The organism is Paenibacillus sp. NPDC057886 (genome assembly GCF_042796655.1).
GTDB lineage: Bacteria > Bacillota > Bacilli > Paenibacillales > Paenibacillaceae > Paenibacillus.
Genome location: NZ_JBHVMZ010000001.1, coordinates 1,252,466 through 1,276,982 on the forward strand (window position 1 = coordinate 1,252,466; position 24,517 = coordinate 1,276,982).

A 24,517-nucleotide genomic window follows, 5' to 3' on the forward strand; every position below is an offset into this window, starting at 1 on the left:
ATCATCCGATGACTGGGGGTACAAATCATGTTTGCCAAGTCAATCCGCAAAGATCATTACGGATACTATTTCATTGCTCCGTTTTTCATTCTTTTCGCCATTTTTGGGCTATACCCCATTCTGTATTCTCTCTATATCAGCTTCACCAACTTTGATGGGATTACCACGCCGGACTTCGTCGGAATGGGTAACTATATTGCTGTTCTGCAAGATCCTTTGTTCTACAAGACGTTATTTAATACCCTTTTTATCTGGGGTGTCTCTGTCGTTCCACAGCTTACCGTTTCGCTTGTACTCGCCTTTATCCTCAATGATAAGCTGCTTAAGGGAAGAGACATTTTCAGAGCGGTTTATTTCTTTCCCAATATCGTTACGGCAGCATCATTGGGTCTGCTTGTGAGTCTGATCTTTGATTGGCAATCGGGCGGATTGAATCATTTTCTGGTTCAAGTTGGACTCATCGATGATCCGATTAACTGGAAAAATGATCCTTGGTTTATGAGACTGATCGTTTCATCCATCCTGTTCTTTCAATACTTTGGTTACTCCATGGTCATCTATCTGGCAGGGCTTCAGGGTATTGATCCCGCACTGCAGGAAGCCGCTCAAATGGATGGGGCGAAAAAGAAACATATTTTCATTCATATCATCGTTCCAATGCTGCGCCCAATCATTCTGTTTCAGATGATCACGTCCATTATTGGGGGTATTCAGATATTCGATCAGCCGTTTACATTAACGAATGGAACGGGTGGTCCGGATCGTGCAGCCATGACGAGTATTATGTATCTATATAATGTGGCATTCCAAAGTACACGTTTTGGTTATGGGGCGGCGATTGCATTCTGTCTGTTCATCATTATTATCCTGCTATCGGTCGTATCCTTCATGATGACGAAGCGCAAGAGCCGTGCATAGGGAGGGGGAAATGAAATGCAAACCGTCAAACCAGTCGAACAACAAAAAGTTACTCTAAAGCAATACGATACTGTGAAGGGTCTGACACTGGGCAAGGTCATTATTTATCTGTGTTTGATTAGCCTTGCCGTGATCTGTATCATTCCATTTTATCTCATGCTCATCTATTCCACACATAATAATGCAACGATTGCATCGACATTTACGTTTCTGCCCGGACCCTTCCTGTTGGATAATTATACGAACATGGCTTCCAAAATCAATATCTGGCGTGGGTTTGCCAACAGCTTTTTCATTGCCGGAACGTCTACGGTGCTATCCTTGTATATCGGTTCCCTGACGGCATATGGCTTTGCCAAGTTCAAATTCAAAGGTCGCAACTGGCTATTCCTGTTCTTGCTTGCCACCATGATGGTACCTGGACAGCTCGCACTGATCGGGATGTATCGTCTGTTCAGTACGTTAGGTTTGCTGGACAGCTATGCAGCGATCATTTTGCCTGCAGCGGCGAATGCATTTAATGTATTTTTTATCAAACAATTTATGGAGAGCAGCATTCCAGACGAGATTATTGAATCTGCACGTGTAGATAGCGCAGGGGAGTTCCGCACGTTCAATCAGATTGTTTTGCCCATTCTGGGCCCGGCCATCTCGGCCCTTGGCATATTCACCTTTATCGGTTCGTGGAATAATTTCCTCACGCCGTTGGTCCTTTTTTTCTCCCTGGATAAATATCCGCTTCCGGTACTCGTTGCGCTGGTGCAAGGATATTATGGCATGGATTACGGACTGTTGTATCTGGGCGTTGCGATCTCGATCTTGCCTATTATCATTGTGTTTGCGATATTCTCCAGACAAATTATAGGCAGTGTTGCCTTGGGTGCGGTTAAAGGATAGAACGTGTACGGAAATAGTCGCCTTATTGGCGGCTTTTTTGCTATTTTAGGTGAAATTTTTTATCGCTGGGTATTTAAATCAAGGACATTAATGCCTGAAAAGTGGCGGCATACCATTTTGAAAGCCTTTCCAAAATCTATGATATACTACGATATGACTGGAATACCATGGAAAAAAAGATATTCCACCTTATCGTTTCCTTCACTTTCACTTTCACTTGCAAAGGAGATGTCATGATGTTTAATGTTCTTGTTGTTGACGATGAGTGCGTTCAAAGAGAAGGCATTAAGGATTTGATCTCTCACTACGGCTTTCCCTTTCAGGTAATGGAAGCCGAGAACGGGAAGAGCGCAGAGCGAATTCTCGTTCAGAACACGATTGATATCCTCATCACCGACGTCAAAATGCCTCTTATGGATGGACTGGAGCTTAGCAAACAAGCCAGGAAAACGCAGCAGAATATAAAGATTGTCATCTGCAGCGGTTATGATGAATTTGAATATGCCCGCAGTGCGATTCGGCTGGGTGTGGTTAATTATTTGCTCAAGCCACTGGTCAGGGAAGAATTTCTACAGGTGATGGAGGATATCACGCAGATCCGTGCTTATGGTGGAGGTCCTGAACCGGAATCCATGGAATCGAAGGTCATTCGACAGGTGAAGGATTATGTGAAGGATAACCATCAGAGAGATATATCATTGTCCGAGGCAGCCCACGATGTGTATTTATCGCCAGGGTATTTGAGCATTTTGTTTAAAAAAGAGACCGGGGAGAATTTCTCGAAATATTTAACCGATTACCGTTTGCGGCGCGCAAGCCATCTATTGGCTCACTCGAATATGAAAATCAATGATATTGCAGGGGCCGTTGGCATCGACAATCATTCTTATTTTGCCAAGCTGTTCCGAAACAGGTTCGGTGTCAGTCCGTTACAGTTCAGAGAGTGCGGGGTGCTTCATGATCGGATGGATCAAGAGCAAATTCAATGATATCAAGTTCCGAAACAAGCTGCTGCTGTCGCATTTGGTGATTGCACTCATTCCGATTCTTCTGCTTGGGTTGCTCTCCTTCATTCAGTCTTACCGAATTCAAATCAAGGAGTTGCGGAGCGAAGCAGAAGCGAGTCTGGAACAGGTGGCCAACATTATGGATTATAAAATTAATCGGTACAACACGTTAAGTGAGTTCATGGTACTTAATCGGGACTTATCACAAATATTTACGAAAGATTACGAAGAAAATTATTATAATATGTACCTGGATTTCCGGGATATTCTGGAGCCATTGATTTCGAACATTCGGCTGATGGACGATGATATTGAAGGCATTACTTTCTATACATCCGGGGAGTTATTAGGAATTCGCAATAACATTTTGCCAATCGGGGATCTCAAAAGCAAGGCCTGGTATGGCGGATTTCGAGGTAGGCGCTGGATTGTGGATGGGGAGAAGCTTTATCTCGTTCAGGAACTGATTAGCAATCCGAAAGACAGCAATTTTATGGTGATCTCCATTCAGCATGATAGCATCTTTGCAGACCTGGACAATCTGTCGGAACATGTAGCCGTTCATATTGAGGATGCGAAGCAGCATGTGATATTCCAGGAAAATCACGAGCGTGCTGCTGTGACCGCCGGTTCGAAAGTTGGGGAGTCAGGTGATCTGAGTCTTAGCCGCTCGCTCGCCAACAACGGCTGGACGATTCACTATAATCTGCTGAATACCAATGCGTACGCCAATGCAATGAGTATTTTTCAAATTACGCTGTTTGTCATCATCCTCAGCTTAATCATTACTTTCCTGCTCATTTACGTTATCTCCAATAACTTTACGCAACGAATTATCCATATCAAGAACAAGGTGGACAAGGTCGAGCGGAACAATCTGGATGTGATTATCCAAAGTTCATCCAGGGATGAATTTGGTGAGCTGACTAACGGTATCGGTAAAATGCTGAAAAGGATTAACAGCCTGATCTCCCAGGTGTATCACGCCGAAATTGCCAAGAAGGAAAGTGAGTATAACAAGTTGATCAGTCAGATTAACCCTCATTTCCTGTACAATACACTCTCCTTTATACGGTGGCGGGCCGAGAAAAAGGCGGATATTGAGACGAGTTATATGGTATCTGCATTAGCCCGTTTCTATAGAACAACACTAAACCAAGGGAAGCATATGGCCACCATTGAGGCTGAGGTGCAGCATATTAAGGCGTATCTGGATTTGCAGCTCATCATGAACGATGGCCGATTTGATGTGGATTACTATATCAATGACGAGGTATTACATACAGAGGTGATCCATTTTATTTTGCAGCCCATTGTAGAGAATGCCATCAAGCATGGTTTTGTGGAGGCAGATGCGATCAATTATCACATTCATATTGCGATTAGCCGGGTAGAAGAGGGGATTATATTAACTGTTCGTGATAACGGTGTGGGCATGACACCCGTGCAGGCAGCAGGGTTGTTAACGGGGGAGAACGGCGGATGTGGTGTTCGTAACGTTAATGACCGAATCAAGCTGTATTATGGTCGGGATTACGGGCTTGTTATTCACAGTGAGCCTGGCAACGGAACGGAAGTGTCGATCGTCCTTCCTGCCTCTTGAAGGTGTGTAGATTATTAAAAACCTAATGTTAATACTGAAGCGGTTGCTGTGGCAGCCGCTTTCTTTGTTCCTGTTATAAACTTTTAATACAGAGAAATAAAGTGAATTGGAGGTCATAAAGAAAGTGTTACATATCCGAAAAATGTGGCATATACGCCATTTTTGAAAACGCATACAATTTGGTTATCAAATCAGATAAAGGGGATGACGGGATGAACAAGCGCAGAAAGATGGCTACGCTGCTGATCGGCAGCATGATGATGGCTGTATTCAGTGGATGTAACGCAGGAAATAACGAGAGCGCACAGCCGCAAATTTCACAACAAGACTATGAACCATACGGCAAATATGAGACACCCGTGGAATTTACGATTGGCCGTAATACCAATCATGTGAACAACCTTCCTGCTGGCGATACCATTGAAAACAATCTGGCTACACGTTATGTAGAAGACCGGGTGAACGTCAAGGCCAAGGTGGCTTGGGAAACCGATGATATGGATCAGAAGCTGTCACTATCGATGACGACAGGCGACCTGCCGGATGTAATGCTTGTCAGCCGCGAAATATTTAATCAACTGGTGGATAATGATCTGATTGCAGATATGACGGAGGTTTATGAGAAGACAGCTTCCGAAGGCGTTAAAAATATTTATGGCTCATATGGGGACTTGCTGCTAAATCAGGTGAAGGTGGATGGCAAAATCATGGGTCTGCCCATGACGAATATCGGAAACCAGCACCAATTGCTGTGGGTCCGTAAGGACTGGGTAGATAAGGTCGGTGCGAAGCTGCCGGAATCTGTCGAGGATGTATGGAATCTCGCCAGAATGTTTGTAGAAAAGGATGTCTCAGGAACAGGCAAGACGGTAGGCATGGTTATGGATTCCAATGCCATGAATTTTACGCCGATCTTTGCTGCACATGGTGCCTTCCCGATGAACTGGATACAGAAGGACGGTCAGGTGGAATATGGATCTGTTCAACCCGAAGTGAAGCAAGCGCTAACAGAGCTGAGCGCTATGTACAAAGAAGGTTTAATTGATAAACAGTTTGCTGTCCGATCGAATGAAGAGAAGGAAGCTCTCGTCATCAACGGACAGGCTGGAATGCTGTTTAACCCATGGTGGATCGGCTACACCAACTACAAGGATTCCATTAAGCAAGATCCTAAAGCTGTCTGGGTTGCCATATCTGCACCAGTCGATGCGAATGGCAAGTTCAAGACGATCCGGCAGGATCCGGTGGGTGGCGGAATCGTCGTTGTGAAGAAGGACTTTGCGCATCCAGAAGCGATCATGAAATCAGTCAATTTAACAACAGATTTTCTGTACTCCTTAACGGAAGACGCCATCAATTACAAGAAAGAGCATCCCGACGAGTTGCTGACTGATGCAAGCCGCTGGAACAATGATCCTACCCAGATTCCGATGCAAGTGGATTATGATGATGTACTCAAGCGTTATTACGATGATCTGATCAAGGCAGATGAGGCAGGTGATGCTTCTGCTGTTCAGGAAGATCGAGTGGTTTCTTTCAAGGCCTATCAGGAATTCAAAGAGAAAGGTAATGCGGTCGATGCAAACACCTACGGTGAATATCTCTCCCGAATCGAGGGACAGCGTGAGTCGAACAACCCGAACCTGGAAGTGATCCCCGCAGGCTTTTATGGAACAACCGAAACGATGAAGCTGAAGTGGGCGAATCTGCAGAAGCTCGAAGAGGAAACCATGCTCAAGATCATTATGGGGGAAGCGCCTGTAGATGAATTCGATAAGTTTGTCAACACTTGGAAGCGGACGGGTGGCGATGAGATTACAGAAGAAGTTAACGAGATGAGCAACAGATGACGAGTGTGTGAGCTTAGGTGCGGAAGCCTGACCGTGGACTTCCGCACGGGCTTTCGCCGATAAAGCCTGTCCAATTAGGCACATGATGGAGGTGGAAAGGACAATGGCGCAAATGGAAACAACCGTTAATCAAGAGCGGGAAGTGCGTTACCGGAGGAAACAGAAACGTAAAACCTTTGACGAAATGACCTATCATTTTATGCTGCTGCCCGGCATGATCATGCTGTTCATTTTTTCGATTGTGCCAATGTTCGGGGTTGTGATGGCATTCCAAAAGTTCATTCCTGCCAAAGGGATATTCGGATCCAAATGGGCAGGGCTATCCAATTTCACGTATATGTTTCAACTGCCGGACGCAAAGCAGATTTTCATTAATACATTGGTCATCGCAGTCGGAAAGATTGCTCTAGGGTTGATTGTACCCATTGTATTCGCTCTGCTGTTAAATGAGGTGCGTTTGAAAGTATTCAAGAGCACGATTCAGACCATCGTCTATTTGCCACATTTTATGTCCTGGGTGGTTCTGGGCACGATGCTGACCATGATTTTTTCCTTTGATGGCATGGTGAACAACTTCCTTGAGTTTCTCGGCCTGGAGCGGATTATGTTTCTGGCGAGCAATGACTGGTTCAGACCGCTGCTCATTGTAACCGATACGTGGAAGGAGTTTGGTTACGGGACGATTGTCTATCTCGCTGCATTAACGGCGATCAACCCTGCATTGTACGAATCCGCCGCAATGGACGGGGCAAGTCGCTGGAAACAGACGCTGAATATCACGCTGCCGGGTATGTTCCCGACGATTATCCTGTTGGGTACGCTGAGTCTTGGTAATGTACTGAATGCGGGTTTTGATCAGGTGTTTAACCTGTATAATCCGCTGGTATATGAAACGGGCGATATTATCGATACTTTTGTGTACCGTATGGGTCTGATCAACATGCAATATTCATTTGCAACAGCGATTGGACTGATGAAATCGGTGATCAGCTTTGTTCTGATCGTGATTTCCTACAGGCTGGCTTCGAGGTATGCGGGGTACAGAATTTTCTAGGAGGGTTAGCATGATTCAATCCAAATCGCTTGGCTCCAGGCTATCCCGCCTGTTGATTATGTTTGCGTTAATTCTGATTACGTTCATGTCGTTGGCGCCGATTGTCAATACCATTATGGTGTCCGTCAGCAGCAGTACGGCTGTCAATGCAGGTCGGGTCTACTTTTTTCCAGTGGAGCTGAATTTCTCATCGTATGGCCAGATTCTGAATGATACGAAGTTTTGGAGGGCTTTTCTGATCTCAGTCGAGCGGGTAGTGCTTGGGGGAGCAATCAACATGTTTTTGACCATTCTCATGGCCTATCCGTTGTCACGAAGCGTCACACAATTCAGATCGAGAAACACATATATGTGGATTATCGTGTTTACAATGCTGTTCAGCGGCGGAATCGTTCCATGGTATATGGTCATCAGCAAGCTCGGGTTGATCAACAGCATTTGGGCCTTAGTTCTGCCGGGGGCAGTTCCTGTCTTTAATGTGATTCTCCTCATGAACTTCTTCAAGGGAATTCCAAAGGAACTGGAAGAGGCCGCATTCATTGACGGTGCCAGTCCGCTTAAAATTTTGCTCAAAATCTTCATCCCCATTTCAATGCCGAGCCTGGCAACGATTATGCTATTTGTCATTGTCGGGCACTGGAACAATTTCTTTGACGGGATCATTCTGATTAACGACAGCTCCAAAATACCGCTCCAGACCTACCTGCAGCAGCTCAGCCTCACACGGGATCAGATGCAAAATCTTTCGGTTGAACAGCTGCAGCAGTTTAATAAAATCTCAAACACAACACTGAATTCAGCCAAAATTCTGGTATCCATGATTCCCATTCTGCTGATTTATCCTTTTCTGCAACGTTATCTAATCCACGGAATCGTACTCGGGGCCGTAAAAGAATAATTTTGGTTATCCGCATCATTAGCCGCCCTGGCTGAGAAATATGGAAGGGGGTGAAGGAACATCGTCAGGGAAATGCGCGAACAGAGCTGGAGCAAGGGATTGATACTGCTTTACGAGTGAACTGTTAGTTATACGTCTACTGGAGAAGGGAAGGGATCTGATGAGCAAAAGGAAAATGGTGAGCCTTACGCTGGTACTCAGCATTATTCTGGTCACCACCATGGGGGCAACAAGCGGTAGCAAGAACCGCTATGCCACTCAGGCGCAGTGGTCGCAAGAGAAGCTGCATGAATACTACTGGAACGATGCATCAAAAATGATGAATAATGCTTATCCATCAACACCAGAAGGTGAACAGGCCTTGAATTACTGGTGGAAGGCTCATGCGGTCGATGCATTGGTGGACGGATACGAACGAACAGGAGACAAGGCCTACACTGAGCGTGCAGAAGAACTCGTTCGCAGTATCATTGCATGCAATGGTTCACTTCACAATGAATTCTACGATGATATGGAATGGCTCGCGCTCGCCGGGCTTCGTCTGTATGATGCAACAGGCAGTGAAGAGATGAAGGGATACGTAATGGAGTTGTGGGATGACATCAAGACCGCCTGGTGGGAAGATGAGCTTGGCGGTATGGCTTGGAAAAAGGATCAGCGTTACAACCGAAATGCATGCTCCAGTGGGCCTGCCGCCATCTTGGCTGCAAGGCTGTATGAGCGTTTTGGCGATGCGCGGGATCTGGAATGGGCCAAAAAAATATATGATTGGGAGAAACAATATCTGGTTAATCCGCAAACGGGCCTGGTAGCGGATGGTTTGGTGCAGAAGGAGGATGGCACACTGGATGTGAATGAAGCATGGATCTTTACGTACAATCAAGGCACGTTTATCGGAGCGGGTGTTGAACTCTACCGGATAACAGGCGAGAAGACGTATTTGAAAGATGCCGAGAAAACGGCAGCAGGTTCTTTGAAGACCTTAACGGATCAGAAGACGGGCATATTTAAAGAGGACGGCGACGGGGACGGTGCGTTGTTCAAAGGCATACTGATCCGCTACATGGTTGAGTTGTATGAAGTCGGGCATAACAAGAGCCTGCAAAAGGCGGTTTATCGCAATGCCGATGCCTTACTGAAAGGTAGCCGGGACAATGGATTATTCGGTCAGGCTTGGGGCAAAGCAGCCCAGAACCCACTCGATCTTACTGCTCAGCTCAGCGGCGTATTTCTGCTGGAAGGAGCTGCTAAACTGGAAGCAGGCAAATTGGATAAACCAAGTAAACCGGATAGACCAGCGAAGAAGTAGGCATTTGAGTGGATGATAGGTTAATAGGATAGTAATTATTAGAGGTCAGCGCCTGCATGAGTCTTTCCAAGAGAAAGATCATGCGGTGCTGTTATGTTCCGGTGTCACTGTTAAACGGTAAATCAGCGGTGAGGGTTCATCCGAAAAAAAGCATCGTACCCGATATCTCAGGGGTACGATGCTTTTACGCGTCTGCAATTCATTGTAAGTATGGTGATTACTTGCTAGCAGGTAAGTTGTAACTTTCTCGGATTAAGGAGAAATAGTCATCAGCACGAACGACCTTGAATTCTGTTCCGAGTTCTTCGGTGATCGCCAGTGCATCGGATGGAGTCGTACTCCATGCAAGCAATCCAAGAGAAACGAACAATGGGGATTTGCCGTCCCAATTCGCTTTCGCTTCATTCAGCACCTGTAATCCGTCTTGCACCGTACTTATTCCACGAATCGTGGATACGGGCAGGCTATCATCAACGATTTCCACACCATAGTTGTCTTCATAGCTGATGAATAAGCCGGGTGTATTATAATCCTGCGCGTAAGCCTTGGCTTTAAATGGCGTGAGTGGTACATTCTCGCTGTCTACGCGGTTCAGCACATAAGGGATGGTCATGCCGGTCTTTTTCATATATTTTTCGGTCTGCTGCAAAAATTGCCGGAAGCTTGAGTCGGGCCATGCCCCCGGATAGAAGTATCCTGCACCGGACGGTCCTGCGATTAGCAGATCATTCGGGGTTGCTGTGTTCACATAATAATTCAATATTGCTGGTGCACCTTCGTAGAGAAGCGGACTTGAAGTCCAGTTAATCGGAACCTTACCCCTGGCCGGATCATCCCACATCACACGCATGCGATGCTGGTTATACTGAAAATTATCACCCTCCGTAAAGGTATACGTTACATAGATTTTGTTCTCCAAGGCAGGTCGTGGAGATTTTTTCACCGGGGTGAGCTTCGGTTTTGTTCCCGAGAAAACAGTCAGGTTGCTGAACCAATCGGCAGCGAGAACATAGACACCATATCGAGATGCGATTTCAACGGAGCTGAACTCACCTTCCACATCATTGCTAAACCAGCCAAGGTAGGGAGTTCCCGGTTTTACATCAGACATGATCTTCTCGAAGAGTGCTTTTTGCTCAGGCACATTGGAATCCAACCAGAATACCATCGCTTTATTAGCGACTGCATAATCCCTTAAGTATGCATAGGGCTCCCGTTGCTCAGCGGAGAGAGGGCGGATATTACCCGCGGATACTTTATACTGGTTCCACATGTCCACTTCAGCCGTCAGGTTCTGAGTACCTGCAGGAGGACTGAATTCATAAACAAAATAATTGCCATTATCGGCGAAACGGTGGCCTCCTTCTCCTTCAGCAACCTTGGAATTCTGTCTATCATAGAGGAATTGTTCTTCTTCCGGTGTTCCTGCGATGAAGTTTGCGATCTCTTTTCCATCTGCCTTGACCGTAATCTCATGTACAGCCGGTCCCCAGCCATCTTGAGTAAAAGCGTCATCAAATCGGAGATATACCGAAGATTTTCCCAAGAGTGAAGAAAGATCCAGGGAATACGTATCATGGTTGCTTGCATCCCGAATCTGTTGTTTTTCCTCCGTTATCGTAACAAAGGATTCAGGCAAGCCGGATGGGATGCGAATCGCTGTATCCGGATCAAGTCCAATTAACATCTGGTGGTTCGTTTTCTTCCACAGATTCTCATATTGCCAGGTATAGGCATCTATCCGACTATTGAATTTACCCCGCAGGTCATCCACAATCTTCAATTTGTAAGGGGCTTTGGACAATTTGACTGCTAACTCGGGACTGGCAACCACAGCATTCTTCAGTCCTGCGAGCGTGGTTGCTACGTTGATCGTATCAGGTACTTCAGGATCATATACAATCATGCCTTTGACTTCGCTGCGATAAGCAGAGAACACTTCCCAATAATCCTGATGAAGCGTGTAAGGCACGGCGATGTCCTTAAGCCAGGTCAATTTGCCTTCTTCCTGGGACTCAATCAGATAAATTCGGGGTTGTTCTCTGTTAACGATTCCCTGTAATGTTCCCAGCAACAATTTGATGTCACCTGGCGCATCATAGATGTCGGCTGCATCCAAATGTTTCGGCTTTTTGAAACTTGGCAGTTCACGGTGTTTGGAACCATCAGGTTTAGCTGTCTGTATATCTGTCTCCGAAGCTGAAGCTGCGCCCGCGGTTAATGAAAAAGCGCATAGGAAGGCTAAACAGAGCATCGTGAATCTACGAGCCATGGCGAATTCACTCCTTGTTATAGTCAGAAATTAGAGCATGTGCCTTCGTAATACCCACCCTCCTCTTGTGGCTAAAAGCCAATTCACACATCTCTATCCAATACATATTAAATATATTCATATATAATTTTACAAGGGGTTCGACAAAAGTTCCCATCATTCCTGGAAATCAGGCATATTAAATGCGATGATATCAGAGAGATGTTCTTTGCAACTGCAGATAAGCTCAGCTTGTTTATTGCACTTGTGGGTGAAAGGATATATTATATATCTCAAATATTATGAATGAATTGGTGATGTGATCAAAATGAGTACAAATGATCGAATTCCACTGTATCAACAAATCCAGGACTATATCAGACATGTCATAACTTCAGAAAATATGAAACCCGGTGATCGCATACCGACAGAGAAGGAACTGATGGATCAGTTTCAGGTCAGTAAAATTACGGTTGCCAATGCGTTGACCGGATTAGCAAATGAAAAGTTAATTGCGCGTGTGCCGGGGAAAGGCAGTTTTGTAGCAGAAGAAGCGGATAGTGCTTCTGTGACATCAACGCAAGCGACATCAATGAAAGCTAGAGAGGGGACGCTGCCTACTGGAATGATTGGCATCATTGTGCCCTCCATCCATGATTATTTTGCCATCAGGCTTGTTGAGGGAATTGAGCAAGCCTTGCGCGAGGAAGGGTATCGCAGCATGATCATGTTTACACATGGCAAGGTGGATAAAGAGAAGGACGTCATCAAGGAAATGAAGGCGCTTGGGGCAGAAGGTCTGTTAATCTTTCCTGTCGATGAAGAGAACTACAACGAGGAGATCCTTGGCATGAAGCTCTCGGGTTTTCCTTTTGTACTGATGGATCGCTATTTGCCAGGGGTCGAGACACATTATATTGCGGCAGATGGCAGACGGGGGACGAGGCTAGCTGTGGAGCATCTATGGGAGCTTGGACACCGGGATATCGCTATTTGCTCGGATTCTCCCCTTCAGACAGTTACGGTTCAGGAGCGGATCGAAGGTTATATAGAGGCTTTAAAAGGCAAAGGCGCCTTAATCAATCCTGCTCATATGATTACGGATTTCCAACCGTTAAGTGAACTTAAGGAAGCGGAGGCCCACCCTTTGTATCGATATATCCAAAATCGAATGGTCACAGCCTATGTTTCGCTTAACGGCAGGTTAGGTGTGCAAATCTATCAGATGGCCAAGCAAGCAGGGCTTCGAGTGCCTGAAGATGTATCGATTGTAAGCTTCGATGATCCCACCTCAATCGTGGAGGAATTCAGTATATTTACCCATGTTAAGCAATTTGAGAGGGATATGGGGTATCGAGCGGCTGCTAAATTACTTGAAGTATTACGTGGTCATGGGGAAGCGAAAAGTTATAGCAAAATGCTGATTGAACCCGAGCTGGTCGTACGTCAAACCACCGGAACAGTTCCTCAAGCTTAATTTTCACAAGAAAAGAAAACCTTTTCCGTAGAGAAGCGGAGAAGGTTTTTTTATGTTTGTTTAAAAAACATATTGAATATATTCATATCATATATTATAGTCTAGAAAATGATGGATAGTCATACATTGCAACCCAAATCAAATACGAGCTGGGGAGGTTAAGAAGATGGCACGAGATCGAAAGGAAGAGCGTACCGGATTTCAAGAATCTGCTCCTTATCATCCCGATTATGATCTGCAGACTGATTTTGTGATGGTTTACGGGATTGATGAGTCGATGCAGGAACGCATTCTGAAGTGGAAAGAAAAAGGCTATGTTGTTCATCTGATGACAGGAGTTGCTTGGGGGACCTACAACAGCTATCTGGATGGCGAGGTCGATGGCGCAACACATTGGGATGAAGCTCAAATGGACCGGGAAGGAAACATGATTCTTCATGGGAGCGAGCCAGTCATTCCATACATGGTGCCTACCATTTCCTTTGGTCAATACATAGCGGATCGAATACGTATTGCCGTTGACGCAGGCGTGGAAGCTATCCATCTGGAGGAACCTGAATTCTGGGTAAACGGTGGATATTCGGAAGCTTTTAAACGGGAATGGCAGCTGTATTACAAAGAGCCTTGGATTCCGCCACATGCTTCACCTGACGCACAATTTCGAGCTTCCAAATTAAAAGCGTATTTATATACACGTGTCCTGGACCGATTATGTGCCGAGATGAAGGACTACGCGTTAAAACGTTATGGTCGTGTCCTTCGCTTTTATGTTCCGACCCATAGTCTGATTAATTACACACAGTGGCGTATTGTCAGTCCGCAATCTCAGCTCTTGGAGATGCCTTCCATCGATGGGTACATTGCACAGATCTGGACCGGGACATCCCGAACCCCCAATGTGTATGAAGGGTTGCGGAAGGAGCGCACATTTGAAACCGCTTACCTTGAGTATGGTGTCATGCAGGAACTGGTTCGTGGGACCGACAGACGAATGTGGTTCCTGCATGATCCGATTGAAGATAATCCGAATTACACCTGGGCTGATTACCGACAGAACTATTTAAAAACGGTGGTTGCCTCATTGCTGCATCCCGGGGTCGCCCATTATGAAGTCTCACCTTGGCCTCGACGAATCTTTCAAGGCACATATCCATCCGAAGATGGCTCTGGCAAGGAGCAAATTCCGTCAGACTATGTCACAACTTTGCTTCAAGTCATGCACACGCTTGGTAACATGAATCAGGATGTGATTGAAACAGCAGAAGAACCATTACAAATTGGCGTTTTTATTGCAGACTCAGCGATGTTTCAACGAATGAAGCCTGATCCCAATGCACCCCATGCCGGTAAATACGATGGAACAGATCCTGAAGGATTTCAGGAGGATGGCGATACCGAACTGCTCGATTTTTCCCCTTTTTACGGTCTGACACTGCCGTTATTGAAACACGGTATTCCTGTCCGTCCCCTTCAACTGGATAATGTGAGGCGGTATCCGGGTTACTTGGCAACATATCGTGTGCTCATACTAAGCTATGAATTTATCAAACCGGAATATCCGGACATTCATTATGCGCTTGCACAGTGGGTACAGGATGGCGGAGTGTTAATCTATGTTGGCGATGACAGTGATCCATATCACGATATTCGTGCGTGGTGGAACCATGACCGCAAGGAAGGGCAGTCAGATCTGACGTATAACTCTCCTCGATCGCATTTGTTTGAACAGCTAGGTCTGAAAGATAAGAGGGAAGGTGTCAATAGAGTAGGAAAAGGGGGAGTTTGCTGGTTGGATGAACATCCGGCTGACTTCACTTTATCCAAGGCAGGGGCTGATCGGCTGCGCCAATCTGTCAAAGAAACGATGGAAGCTGTCCACGGACCAGAATTACAGTGGGAATCGAAACCATATTTCCAAATTAGACGAGGACCCTATCTGATCGTATCGGTTCTCGATGAATCGGTCAGCGAAGAGGCAGTAGTCATTCCAGGTCCGATTGTGGATTTGTTTGATTCAAAGCTCTCGGTTCTGAGTCAGGTGGCACTAAATTCTGGAGAGCAAGCCTTGCTCTATGATGTTGAAGCGGGTCGTCCAACGGCTGGAGAAGTATCCGTCATTGCTGCTTCCTCCAGAATAGAAGGTCTGTCACAGTCGGCCACAGGTTTTCGATTCGTTGCGAAAGGGCCAGCCAATATGAAGGCAACGGCAAGACTGTACTGCAAGGCCAGACCATTATCTGCCGAGTATGTCGTTCAAGAACAGACCGCCCCAGTGATGTGGGAATGGGACCCGGATTCAAAGACAGTGCTTCTTCAGTACGAACATGGTAACGAGAACAATGCAGAGGTTCATGTCCGCTTGACTTCCTGAATTCACAACCTGATTGATGTAACAGAGAGGAGTATACTAGCATGCCCTACGAACCGATAAGGCCAGAACGGTTAAAACAGATCTTAAACAAACTTCGGGAAGCCATATATGAGCCGATTGCCGAATTGGAAGTGACGGCTTGGGTTACACCAGAGCCCGTACCTTACGAGGAACGGATGTCCGGCACGGAAGTGACACTCAAGCAAGGAGAACAATGGGGGGAGTTATGGGACTGTGCCTGGTTCCGTTTTGCAGGTAATCTTCTGGCAGTCACAGGTAACCAAAGCACGGTCCTCTTGCTGGATGTCAACGGTGAGCTGTGTCTGGTTGACCATGAAGGATCACCTATCCAAGGATTGACGACGATTAACTCCGAATTTGATTTTTCATTAGGTCTCCCTGGGAAACGAGTCGTGCAGCTCCATGAGACATCTGTAAATGGACAGGAAGTTGAAGTGTGGGCAGATGCAGGCAATAACGATCTGTTCGGCAAGTATCGGGGAGGGACGTTGAAAGAAGCACTCGTCGCCTTCTGCAGGGAAGATATTCGGGATCTCTATTACGATACCGAGGTGCTCTTGGAGACCGCAGAGCAGCTCCATGAAGGTTCCGCCCGGAAGGAGAGAATCTATCAGACGCTCTATGATATTTCAGTACAGTTGATTGATTTCTCGAAAGAGCATGTCGAGCAAGCGAAGAAACGACTAAATGAACAGCTAACCCTGCAAGGAGGCGATCCGGTCTTAACCCTAAGCGCTGTGGGTCATGCTCATATAGATTTGGCCTGGTTATGGCCGATCCGTGAAACGATCCGTAAAGGAGCTAGAACGTTCTCAACTGTGCTTCGCATGATGGAGCGTTATCCCGATTATGTGTTCGGAGCGAGCCAACCGCAGCTGTACGATTGGATGAAGCAGCATTATCCCAAGCTGTATGAGCAGATCAAGGAACGTGTACGTGAAGGCAGATGGGAACCGCAAGGCGCCATGTGGGTAGAATCGGATACAAATGTACCTGGTGGTGAATCACTCGTACGCCAGATTCTGTACGGCAAGCGTTATTTCCAGCAGGAATTTGGCCTGGAAATGAAATCACTCTGGATGCCTGATGTATTCGGCTACTCGGCAAGTTTGCCCCAGTTATTAAAGAAATCCGGTGTAGATTACATGATGACCCAGAAGCTCTCCTGGAGTGAATACAACCGGCATCCCCATCATTCCTTTCTGTGGGAGGGAATTGATGGTTCAACTGTATTAACACATATGCCGCCTGAGGATACTTACAACAGTCCCGCAGCTCCGCGTTCGATCATCAAAGCTGAACAAGGGTATCTGGATAAAAATGTATCAAACCATGCGCTAATGCTCTTTGGTATAGGAGACGGAGGCGGAGGGCCTGGCGAAGAGCATTTGGAGCGGCTGACACGGGAGAAAAACCTGCTTGGCTTGTCACCTGTCATACAGGAACCTTCTTGGAAATTTTTCGAACGGCTTAATGAAGAACGTGAACGATTCCAGACGTGGCGCGGTGAGCTTTACCTGGAGAAGCATCAAGGAACCCTGACCAGTCAGGGGCGAAGCAAGCGGTATAACCGGAAGATGGAGAAGGCGCTGCGCGAATTGGAGTTCGCTTCTGTACTCGTGGCTGCACAGCTAGGCAAGTCTTATCCGTCCGAGACACTGGAAACGATATGGAAGGAAGTCCTCCTGTATCAGTTCCACGATATCCTTCCAGGGTCTTCAATTAAGCGAGTGTATGATGAGTCACTTGTACGATATGAAGAACTTTTAGATCAGACAGAGAATATGATCAACGAAACCTACAGCCATATGGCAGACCAGATCTCTTCAAATATCGAATCCTCATCCAGCTCCTCTGTGGTGATATTCAATTCATTGCCTTGGGAGCGTCAGGAATGGATTCACACGAATGGAAGCTGGCGCAAGGTTCAGGTTCCATCTATGGGATACACAATGGTATCAGATCATGTGGACCAGGGTGCCATAGATGAGATCGCATCATGCGCCCAGTTAGTTCCGGGAATACGAGAGTCGGAATTTCACGTTTCCGCTGAAGAACGCTGCGTAGAGAATGACACATTCATCGTAAAGTTTGATCGTAACGGAGTTATTCTCTCCATTCGGGACAAGGCAGAAGCTCGGGAAATCATTCCGCAAGGTCATCCGGGAAATGCACTTCGTGTGTATCACGACGAAGGAGATGCTTGGGATTTCAGTCATGACTATTCCGCACATACAGGTATGCCATTAACGCTTCATGACATTCGCGAGCTTCGTGACGGTCCAAAAGTTGGGCTGGTCTTCGAATATAACTATGGAGAATCCACTCTGATCCAGACCGTGGTTCTGACAGAAGGTAGCAGACGTATTGATTTCGAGACGACCGTGGATTGGAGAGAGAGCGGGAAAATGCTTCGTACTTCATTCCCGGTGAATATCCGTACAGATCAGGTTCACTGTGAGATCCAATTTGGCAGTTTGACCAGACCAACTCATCGAAATACCATGTGGGACTTCGCCAAGGATGAGATATGTGCTCATCAGTGGATTGACTTATCGGAGCCGGATTATGGAGTCTCATTGCTTAATGATTGTAAATATGGTCACAGAGCCATTGATAATGTGCTTGGTATGAATTTGCTGCGCAGTAGCTCCTATCCTGATCCGGAAGCGGATCGTGCGGAGCATACGTTCACTTACTCGTTATATCCGCATCAAGGCAACCATGTTCAGGCTGAGATCTATCGAAAAGGTAATGAACTGAACATTCCGCTTCGTACAGTTTCCTTATCATCTGTATCTGCTAAGCAGGAAGGTAAGCTCCCGTATTCCAAAGCATTTCTTCAGCCGGATCATCCGCACATCATGGTGGAATCCGTCAAAAAATCCGAGGATGGTGACGACATCATCGTCCGTCTATATGAAACTTCGGGAACGCATGCCACCACGGCATTACATCTTGGATTCCAGGTAGCAGATGCCTGGATGACTGATCTTATGGAGAATATCATTTCACCCGTTCCAATTGCAGGAACATCCGAGATGGCTTTATCCTTCACGCCATTTGAAATCATCACGTTACGATTGAAGCTAGGACAGCTATAGCTGGGATGGTTAACCGTCCATCATGAGAAAGGAGAGGTTGGAATGTGATCAAGACACGAGTGAGCAACAATCGATTGATGAAGCGAATCTGGCAGCATAAACTCTTTTATTTGTTTATGCTGCCCGGAATCGTCTGGTTTTTCCTGTTCTCCTATGTACCGCTATATGGAATCCAGGTTGCTTTTAGGGATTACAATTTCGTTGGCGGATTCACCGGGAGTCCGTGGGCGGGCCTCAAGTACTTTCAACAGTTCTTCAATTACTACCAATCCGGTGACATCATACGTAACACGATCATTATCAGTCTCATGAAACTGCTGATTGGCTTTCCGATGCCGATTATTCTTGCACTCCTCTTAAATGAAGTCCGTATGATCAAATTCAAAAAGACAGTTCAGACCCTTTCCTACTTGCCTTATTTCGTATCCTGGATCGTCGTAGTTACGCTGATGCAACGGCTTCTAACGCCGTATGGTGGGCCAGTCAATGATCTATTGGGGTCATTTGGAGCGGAGTCGATCCAGTTCCTGAACAATCCAACATGGTTCTATCAGATGATCGTTGGATCAGACATCTGGAAGAATATCGGTTGGAATTCCATCATCTTTATGGCCGCCATTGCGGGTATTGATCAGCAGCTTTACGAAGCTGCCAAGATGGATGGTGCGGGACGCTTCAGACAGATGTGGCATGTGTCGCTTCCAGGTATCCGCAATGTAGCTATCATATTATTCATACTCGCTGTGGGCAGTCTGATGAGCGCGGGTTATGAACAACTGCTTCTCCTGAATGGACCTGCAACCGCAAGCCTGGGTAGTGTACTGGACGTGCATGCCATTAACTCCGGGATTCGAGAAGGGCGTCTCAGTTACGCTGCAGCTGTCGGACTATTCCAAAGTGTTATCGCACTCATTCTAGTTGTAACCGTTAATCGCATCGCCCGCAAAGTCAGTGATGTATCCCTGTTCTAAGGAGGTGACCTTATGGAACGAAAATGGTCCTTATTCTCGGTACTTAACTATATCTTTCTCGCTTTGGTTGGATTCTCGATGATTTACCCTTTTATATACATCTTGGCTTATTCACTGAACGACGGTAAGGATTCGATGCAAGGCGCAATTTATTTTCTTCCCCGCCAATTCACATTGGATAATTATGCTCAGGTATTCGATAACGCGCGGATCTGGAAGGCATATCAAATTACGATTATGCGCACCGTGCTGGGTACTTTTCTCCACGTTGTATTGTGCACACTCATGGCGTATGCACTTTCCAAAAAAACATTGCCAGGTCGCTCCTTTTTTACCTTTTACATCTTTTTGCCCACGATTTTCAGTGCGGGATTCATCCCGTTTTTCATTACGCTTCAAAAACTGCATCTGATCAATAGTTTCTGGGTATACGTTTTGCCCATGTTGTTCAACTTCATGCACATCATCATTATCCGGACATTCCTGCAAGGCATACCGGAAGAGCTGGAGGAATCGGCCCGGATTGACGGGTATGGTGATTTTCAAATTTTTGTGCGGATCATTCTGCCTCTCTCCGGGCCGGTACTTGCAACGATCTCGCTGTTTATTGGGGTAGCCCACTGGAATGACTGGTTCTCGGGCGCTTATTACGTATCTAACAAAGATTTGATCCCGGTGCAGACCCTCCTGCAAGAAATGCTGACGGAAGCAGAGGCGCTATCCAATTCGATGCAGCGTGCAGCACAGCAGGGTGGGCAGACGGTTGGTGGTGTCGGTGGAGCAGGAGCAACACCTGAATCACTTCGTATGGCATTGCTTGTCATTACGGTTTTCCCAATCTTATGTATATATCCGTTTCTGCAACGATATTTCGTGAAGGGGGTTATGATTGGTTCCGTTAAAGGGTAGATCATCCTGACCTGAATTTGCTAGAGCTTTACCGAGATCATTTATTCAAGGAGGCGATTGGTTTGAACAGGATTTGGTCGAAAGGCGTATCCATTTTGCTCGTGTCCATCATGGTTGGAGGTTTGCTGAGCGGTTGCACGAATTCATCAGGGAACGGGGAAGGCGCAGAAGGGGAGAACGGAAATAAACTCAAAATCTTGCACAATTGGAATGGCTCAGGCGGATCGGATAATGGGATAACTCCTGTGGAGGAAGTAATCAAAGAGAAAACTGGCGTCACCTTGGAGTGGGAATATACGAAAGGCAGCGAGACGGAGAAAGTAAACCAGATTTTCGCTACACAGGATTTGCCGGACATTTACACCGGACCTGCATGGGGCGGCGAGCTGGACGGGATCATCAAGGCTGCCAAAGAAGGACAGCTGGTCGATATATCCGATAAATTGGGGGATTACCCGAACCTGGCGAAATCCATTGCGAAAGAGAATGTGCCACCAGCGTTGTATGAAAAAGCGATAGATGCGTATGACGGCAAGAAATATTTACTTTTACAAAATCAGCCCGCGACGAACGAAGACGGCATGGATTGGCTGTATGGCTTCTATGTTCGTAAAGACATCGCCGAGAAAGTCGGCGTGGATCCTCAGTCTGTCGTGACGAAAGAAGATTTCTATAACTTCCTCCAAAAAGTCAAGGATGCCAATCTGAAGGAGAGTGGCCAGCCCGTGTTTCCACTGGGTGGCTTTAGTAACGGATGGTCCGTAGGCATCGGAAACACGATGTTCTATTCGGGAGCAGGCTATGTAGACAAAGGTGACGGAACGGTAGAACATAACTTTTTCACCAAAGGATACGAAGAATACACCTTGTTCTATCGTAAACTGGTTGAAGAAGGGTTAATGGACCCCGAAGCCTTTACTCAGACGGATCCCATCGCCAAGGAAAAAATTAATCAAGGACGCATTGCTATCCTTGCCGCACATTATCCGGCCATTTTGGACGCCTCCAAAGAATATGTTACTTCACATCCTGGAAGCGATTACATCCCGCTCGGACCATTGGAGCGGGCAGATGTTGAGCCGAGCCGGCCCGTCGATCTTGGCATTCAAGGAAACAACGTAACGGCTATCACCAGTAGCTGTAAAGGTGCGTGTGTAGACGCAGCGCTCAAGTTTCTCGATTTCATGGCTTCTGACGAAGGCTTCATGCTTGCCCGGTACGGAGTTCAAGGTGTTCATTGGGACATGAAGGACGGCAAACCAGTACCGAACCAAGAATGGTTCGATAAGTTTACAGCAGATCAATCCGGTAAAGTTCGCAAGAGTGTGGGCATTAGCATCGGACTGGAATCGATCACGGGGTTAGATCGCATCAACTCGGGAGCAGGCGGAGACATCTGGGCAGATCAGGAAAGACTCGATGCCATGGAAAATGCCCGAAAAATCCTTCGTCCAAACGGTATTCACGTGATTACAGCCTATAACCCGGGCGATGTAATCACCAAATCACCGGAATGGGAAATGTTGAAGCCTTCCATGGACCGGATGGGAGATGCCTGGAAGGAAGCCATTTTCGCAAAATCGGATGAAGCCGCCCTTAGCATTATCAACGACCTCAGGGAACAGCTTCGGAAGACCGGATACGATCAAGCGATGCAGTTCACCAATGAGAACCTGAAAGGAAAAGATATCGTGACTGTTCAAATGCCGAACTAATGCCGAAAAGGCAGTTACCGCTTGGCACGGGAATCAAATAGGCTTTGCAGCGCCTTGATTAACAAGGCGAGCGAAGCCTTTCCTTTTTGAATCAGGACTTACCGTTTGCATTGAGAAAATTGAATTGAAGGAGATGTAACAAATGACGACGAGTTTCAGACCACCATCCGTACCTTTGATCACGGTAGACCCTTATTTTAGCGTATGGTCTGCTGCTGACCATCTCTATGATGATCACACCAGGCACTGGACGAACAAACCTCAGGGTATGGTTGGCATGATTGTCATTGACGGCAAAATCAGAAGGTTTATGGGGAAAGTAGGCGTTCACGAAGCTTCAGCCATTGATGAGCCGGACGTGCTCATTCAGACGAATCTAACTGTTGAGCCTGTAACTACCCGTTACACTTTTGAAGGAGAAGGCATCGAACTTGAGGTTCATTTTACCACACCGCTATTGCTTGATGATCTTGAACTGTTATCCAGACCTGTCACGTATGTTACGTTCCATGTTCGAGCGATAGATGGTCAAGGCCATCAAGTGAAAATCTATTTTGATGTGACAGGTGAATGGTGTGTACATACCCCTGATCAGCAAGTCACCTGGGCGTCTCATGTAATCAATGAACAGTTGCACGCCATGTCTATAGGAACGGTGGAACAGTCTATATTAAAACGTACCGGCGATGATACAAGAATAGACTGGGGATATATGTATCTGGTAGTTCAGCGATCCCATCAATCTCAATCAGTCATTCATTCGGTATCCAGGCGTGAAGAGTATGCCCGCTCAGGTCTTTTGAAGACAGGAGATGATTCTACCAAGCCGAAGTCCATATCTGGCGATATGCCTGTTATGGCAACTGAGATGGATATAGGTCTTATCCATGAAGAGTCAGCTTCCCGCTACCTGATGCTCGCGTATGATGATATTCATGCGATTGAATATTTTCACAAACCGCTGAATGCGTATTGGAAGCAAGGTGGTGTGACATTTCATGAGATGCTGGTGAAGGCAGCGGATCAATATGAAGAGATAGTACAACGATGCGACCGCTTTAATCGGGAACTCTTAACGGAGAGCCAAGCTGCAGGTGGGAACCAATATAGAGACATCCTGGCATTGACCTATCGACAAGCGATTGCTGCACATAAATTGGTTGCTGATGAAGCAGGAGAAGTATTATTTTTCTCCAAAGAAAACTTCAGTAACGGCTGCATTGCTACGGTGGATGTGAGCTACCCGTCGATTCCGTTGTTCCTGAGGTATAACACCGAATTGGTCAAAGGTATGATGCGCCCAATCTATAGGTATGCCGAGAGTACAGATTGGACGTTTGATTTTGCTCCACATGACGTGGGAACTTACCCCCAAGCTAACGGCCAGGTTTACGGAGAGAACAAACTCGAATATCAGATGCCCATCGAGGAATGTGGCAATATGCTCTTGATGGCAGCTGCGGTATGCAAATATGAGAAGCATGCAGAATTTGCCCGTGAGCACTGGGGACTTCTCACCACATGGGCTTCGTATTTGCTGCAACATGGACTGGACCCTGACAATCAACTGTGCACGGACGACTTCGCCGGACATCTTGCGCACAATACGAACTTATCCATTAAAGCGATATTAGGCATTGCCGCCTATGCCTATATGTGTAACGAGCTTGGTTTGCCGGAAGGTGCCGTTTATCGTGAATCGGCTGCAAAAATGGCAGAGGAGTGGTCATCCATGGCGACAGCAGGTGATCACTACAAGCTGACTTTTGACAGCTCGGATGAGTCATGGAGCATGAAATACAATCTGGTGTGGGATCAATTGTTGGACTTCAATCTTTTCCCGAAAGAAGTAGCTGCCAAAGAGTTGGCATATTATCAGCTAAAACAGAATCGATATGGCGTACCGCTGGATAGCCGTGAGACGTACACCAAGTCCGATTGGCTCGTATGGTGTGCCTCCATGAGCGAAACGCAGCCTCAGTTCGAACAGATGATTTCACCTCTGTGGGATTTTATGAATGAAACATCGAGCCGTGTACCTGTAACGGACTGGTATGACACCATCACCGGAAAGCAGTTAAATTTTCAAAATCGGTCGGTTGTCGGTGGATTTTTCATTCCTTTGCTGAGAATGACATCTGCATCCAAATCATGATGAGATC

Annotated in this window: 16 protein-coding genes; 15 read left to right on the top strand and 1 reads right to left on the bottom strand. The window is 46.4% G+C overall.

Translation table 11 applies throughout. The annotated features are described in order from the left end of the window. Positions 1–27: 27 nt before the first annotated feature. From ACFVQB_RS05555 to ACFVQB_RS05590, 8 genes are all read left to right on the top strand, one after another. A complete protein-coding gene (locus ACFVQB_RS05555) occupies positions 28–918 on the top strand; it encodes a carbohydrate ABC transporter permease (RefSeq protein ID WP_379435377.1) in 891 nt (296 codons plus the stop codon). A gap of 15 nt (positions 919–933) precedes the next feature. Further along, positions 934–1,815, top strand: coding sequence for a carbohydrate ABC transporter permease (locus ACFVQB_RS05560; protein WP_379435378.1), 882 nt, complete (start codon positions 934–936; stop codon positions 1,813–1,815). Positions 1,816–2,048: 233 nt separating this feature from the next. Continuing rightward, a complete protein-coding gene (locus tag ACFVQB_RS05565; RefSeq protein ID WP_379435379.1) occupies positions 2,049–2,804 on the top strand; it encodes a response regulator transcription factor in 756 nt (251 codons plus the stop codon). Beyond that, positions 2,773–4,425 carry a sensor histidine kinase gene (locus tag ACFVQB_RS05570; protein WP_379435380.1) on the top strand — a complete coding sequence of 551 codons (1,653 nt, stop codon included), beginning with the start codon at positions 2,773–2,775 and terminating at the stop codon, positions 4,423–4,425. The genes ACFVQB_RS05565 and ACFVQB_RS05570 overlap by 32 nt, the downstream gene beginning before the upstream one ends. 212 nt (positions 4,426–4,637) lie before the next feature. Then, complete coding sequence (locus ACFVQB_RS05575; protein WP_379435381.1) at positions 4,638–6,275, top strand: extracellular solute-binding protein; 1,638 nt, start codon at positions 4,638–4,640, stop codon at positions 6,273–6,275. A gap of 112 nt (positions 6,276–6,387) precedes the next feature. Next, positions 6,388–7,329, top strand: a complete 942-nt coding sequence (locus ACFVQB_RS05580) for an ABC transporter permease (RefSeq protein ID WP_379436355.1) — start codon at positions 6,388–6,390, stop codon at positions 7,327–7,329. 10 nt (positions 7,330–7,339) lie between these two features. Then, entirely contained in the window at positions 7,340–8,227 is an 888-nt protein-coding gene (locus ACFVQB_RS05585) for a carbohydrate ABC transporter permease (RefSeq protein ID WP_379435382.1), read from the top strand. A 160-nt stretch (positions 8,228–8,387) separates the two neighbouring features. Beyond that, positions 8,388–9,536: a glycoside hydrolase family 76 protein gene (locus ACFVQB_RS05590; RefSeq protein ID WP_379435383.1), complete on the top strand. Its 1,149-nt coding sequence runs from the start codon at positions 8,388–8,390 to the stop codon at positions 9,534–9,536. A gap of 217 nt (positions 9,537–9,753) precedes the next feature. Here ACFVQB_RS05590 and ACFVQB_RS05595 read toward each other — a convergent pair whose 3' ends face one another. Continuing rightward, positions 9,754–11,808 (bottom strand): GxGYxYP domain-containing protein, encoded by a 2,055-nt coding sequence (locus ACFVQB_RS05595; protein ID WP_379435384.1) that lies wholly within the window; start codon positions 11,806–11,808, stop codon positions 9,754–9,756. Positions 11,809–12,115: 307 nt separating this feature from the next. On the opposite strand from ACFVQB_RS05595, the gene ACFVQB_RS05600 reads away from it, so the two are divergent. The 7 genes from ACFVQB_RS05600 (at position 12,116) to ACFVQB_RS05630 (ending at position 24,510) form a co-directional block, all read left to right on the top strand. Beyond that, positions 12,116–13,264, top strand: a complete 1,149-nt coding sequence (locus tag ACFVQB_RS05600) for a GntR family transcriptional regulator (RefSeq protein WP_379435385.1) — start codon at positions 12,116–12,118, stop codon at positions 13,262–13,264. Positions 13,265–13,430: 166 nt separating this feature from the next. After that, positions 13,431–15,635, top strand: coding sequence for a hypothetical protein (locus ACFVQB_RS05605; RefSeq protein ID WP_379435386.1), 2,205 nt, complete (start codon positions 13,431–13,433; stop codon positions 15,633–15,635). A 41-nt stretch (positions 15,636–15,676) separates the two neighbouring features. Continuing rightward, positions 15,677–18,760: an alpha-mannosidase gene (locus ACFVQB_RS05610; RefSeq protein ID WP_379435387.1), complete on the top strand. Its 3,084-nt coding sequence runs from the start codon at positions 15,677–15,679 to the stop codon at positions 18,758–18,760. A 44-nt stretch (positions 18,761–18,804) separates the two neighbouring features. Further along, positions 18,805–19,731: an ABC transporter permease gene (locus ACFVQB_RS05615; RefSeq protein ID WP_082935088.1), complete on the top strand. Its 927-nt coding sequence runs from the start codon at positions 18,805–18,807 to the stop codon at positions 19,729–19,731. Between the two features lie 12 nt (positions 19,732–19,743). After that, a complete protein-coding gene (locus tag ACFVQB_RS05620) occupies positions 19,744–20,640 on the top strand; it encodes a carbohydrate ABC transporter permease (protein WP_379435388.1) in 897 nt (298 codons plus the stop codon). A 62-nt stretch (positions 20,641–20,702) separates the two neighbouring features. Continuing rightward, positions 20,703–22,355, top strand: coding sequence for an extracellular solute-binding protein (locus ACFVQB_RS05625; RefSeq protein ID WP_379435389.1), 1,653 nt, complete (start codon positions 20,703–20,705; stop codon positions 22,353–22,355). Between the two features lie 142 nt (positions 22,356–22,497). After that, positions 22,498–24,510, top strand: a complete 2,013-nt coding sequence (locus ACFVQB_RS05630) for a glutaminase family protein (RefSeq protein WP_379435390.1) — start codon at positions 22,498–22,500, stop codon at positions 24,508–24,510. The last annotated feature ends 7 nt before the right edge of the window (positions 24,511–24,517 follow it).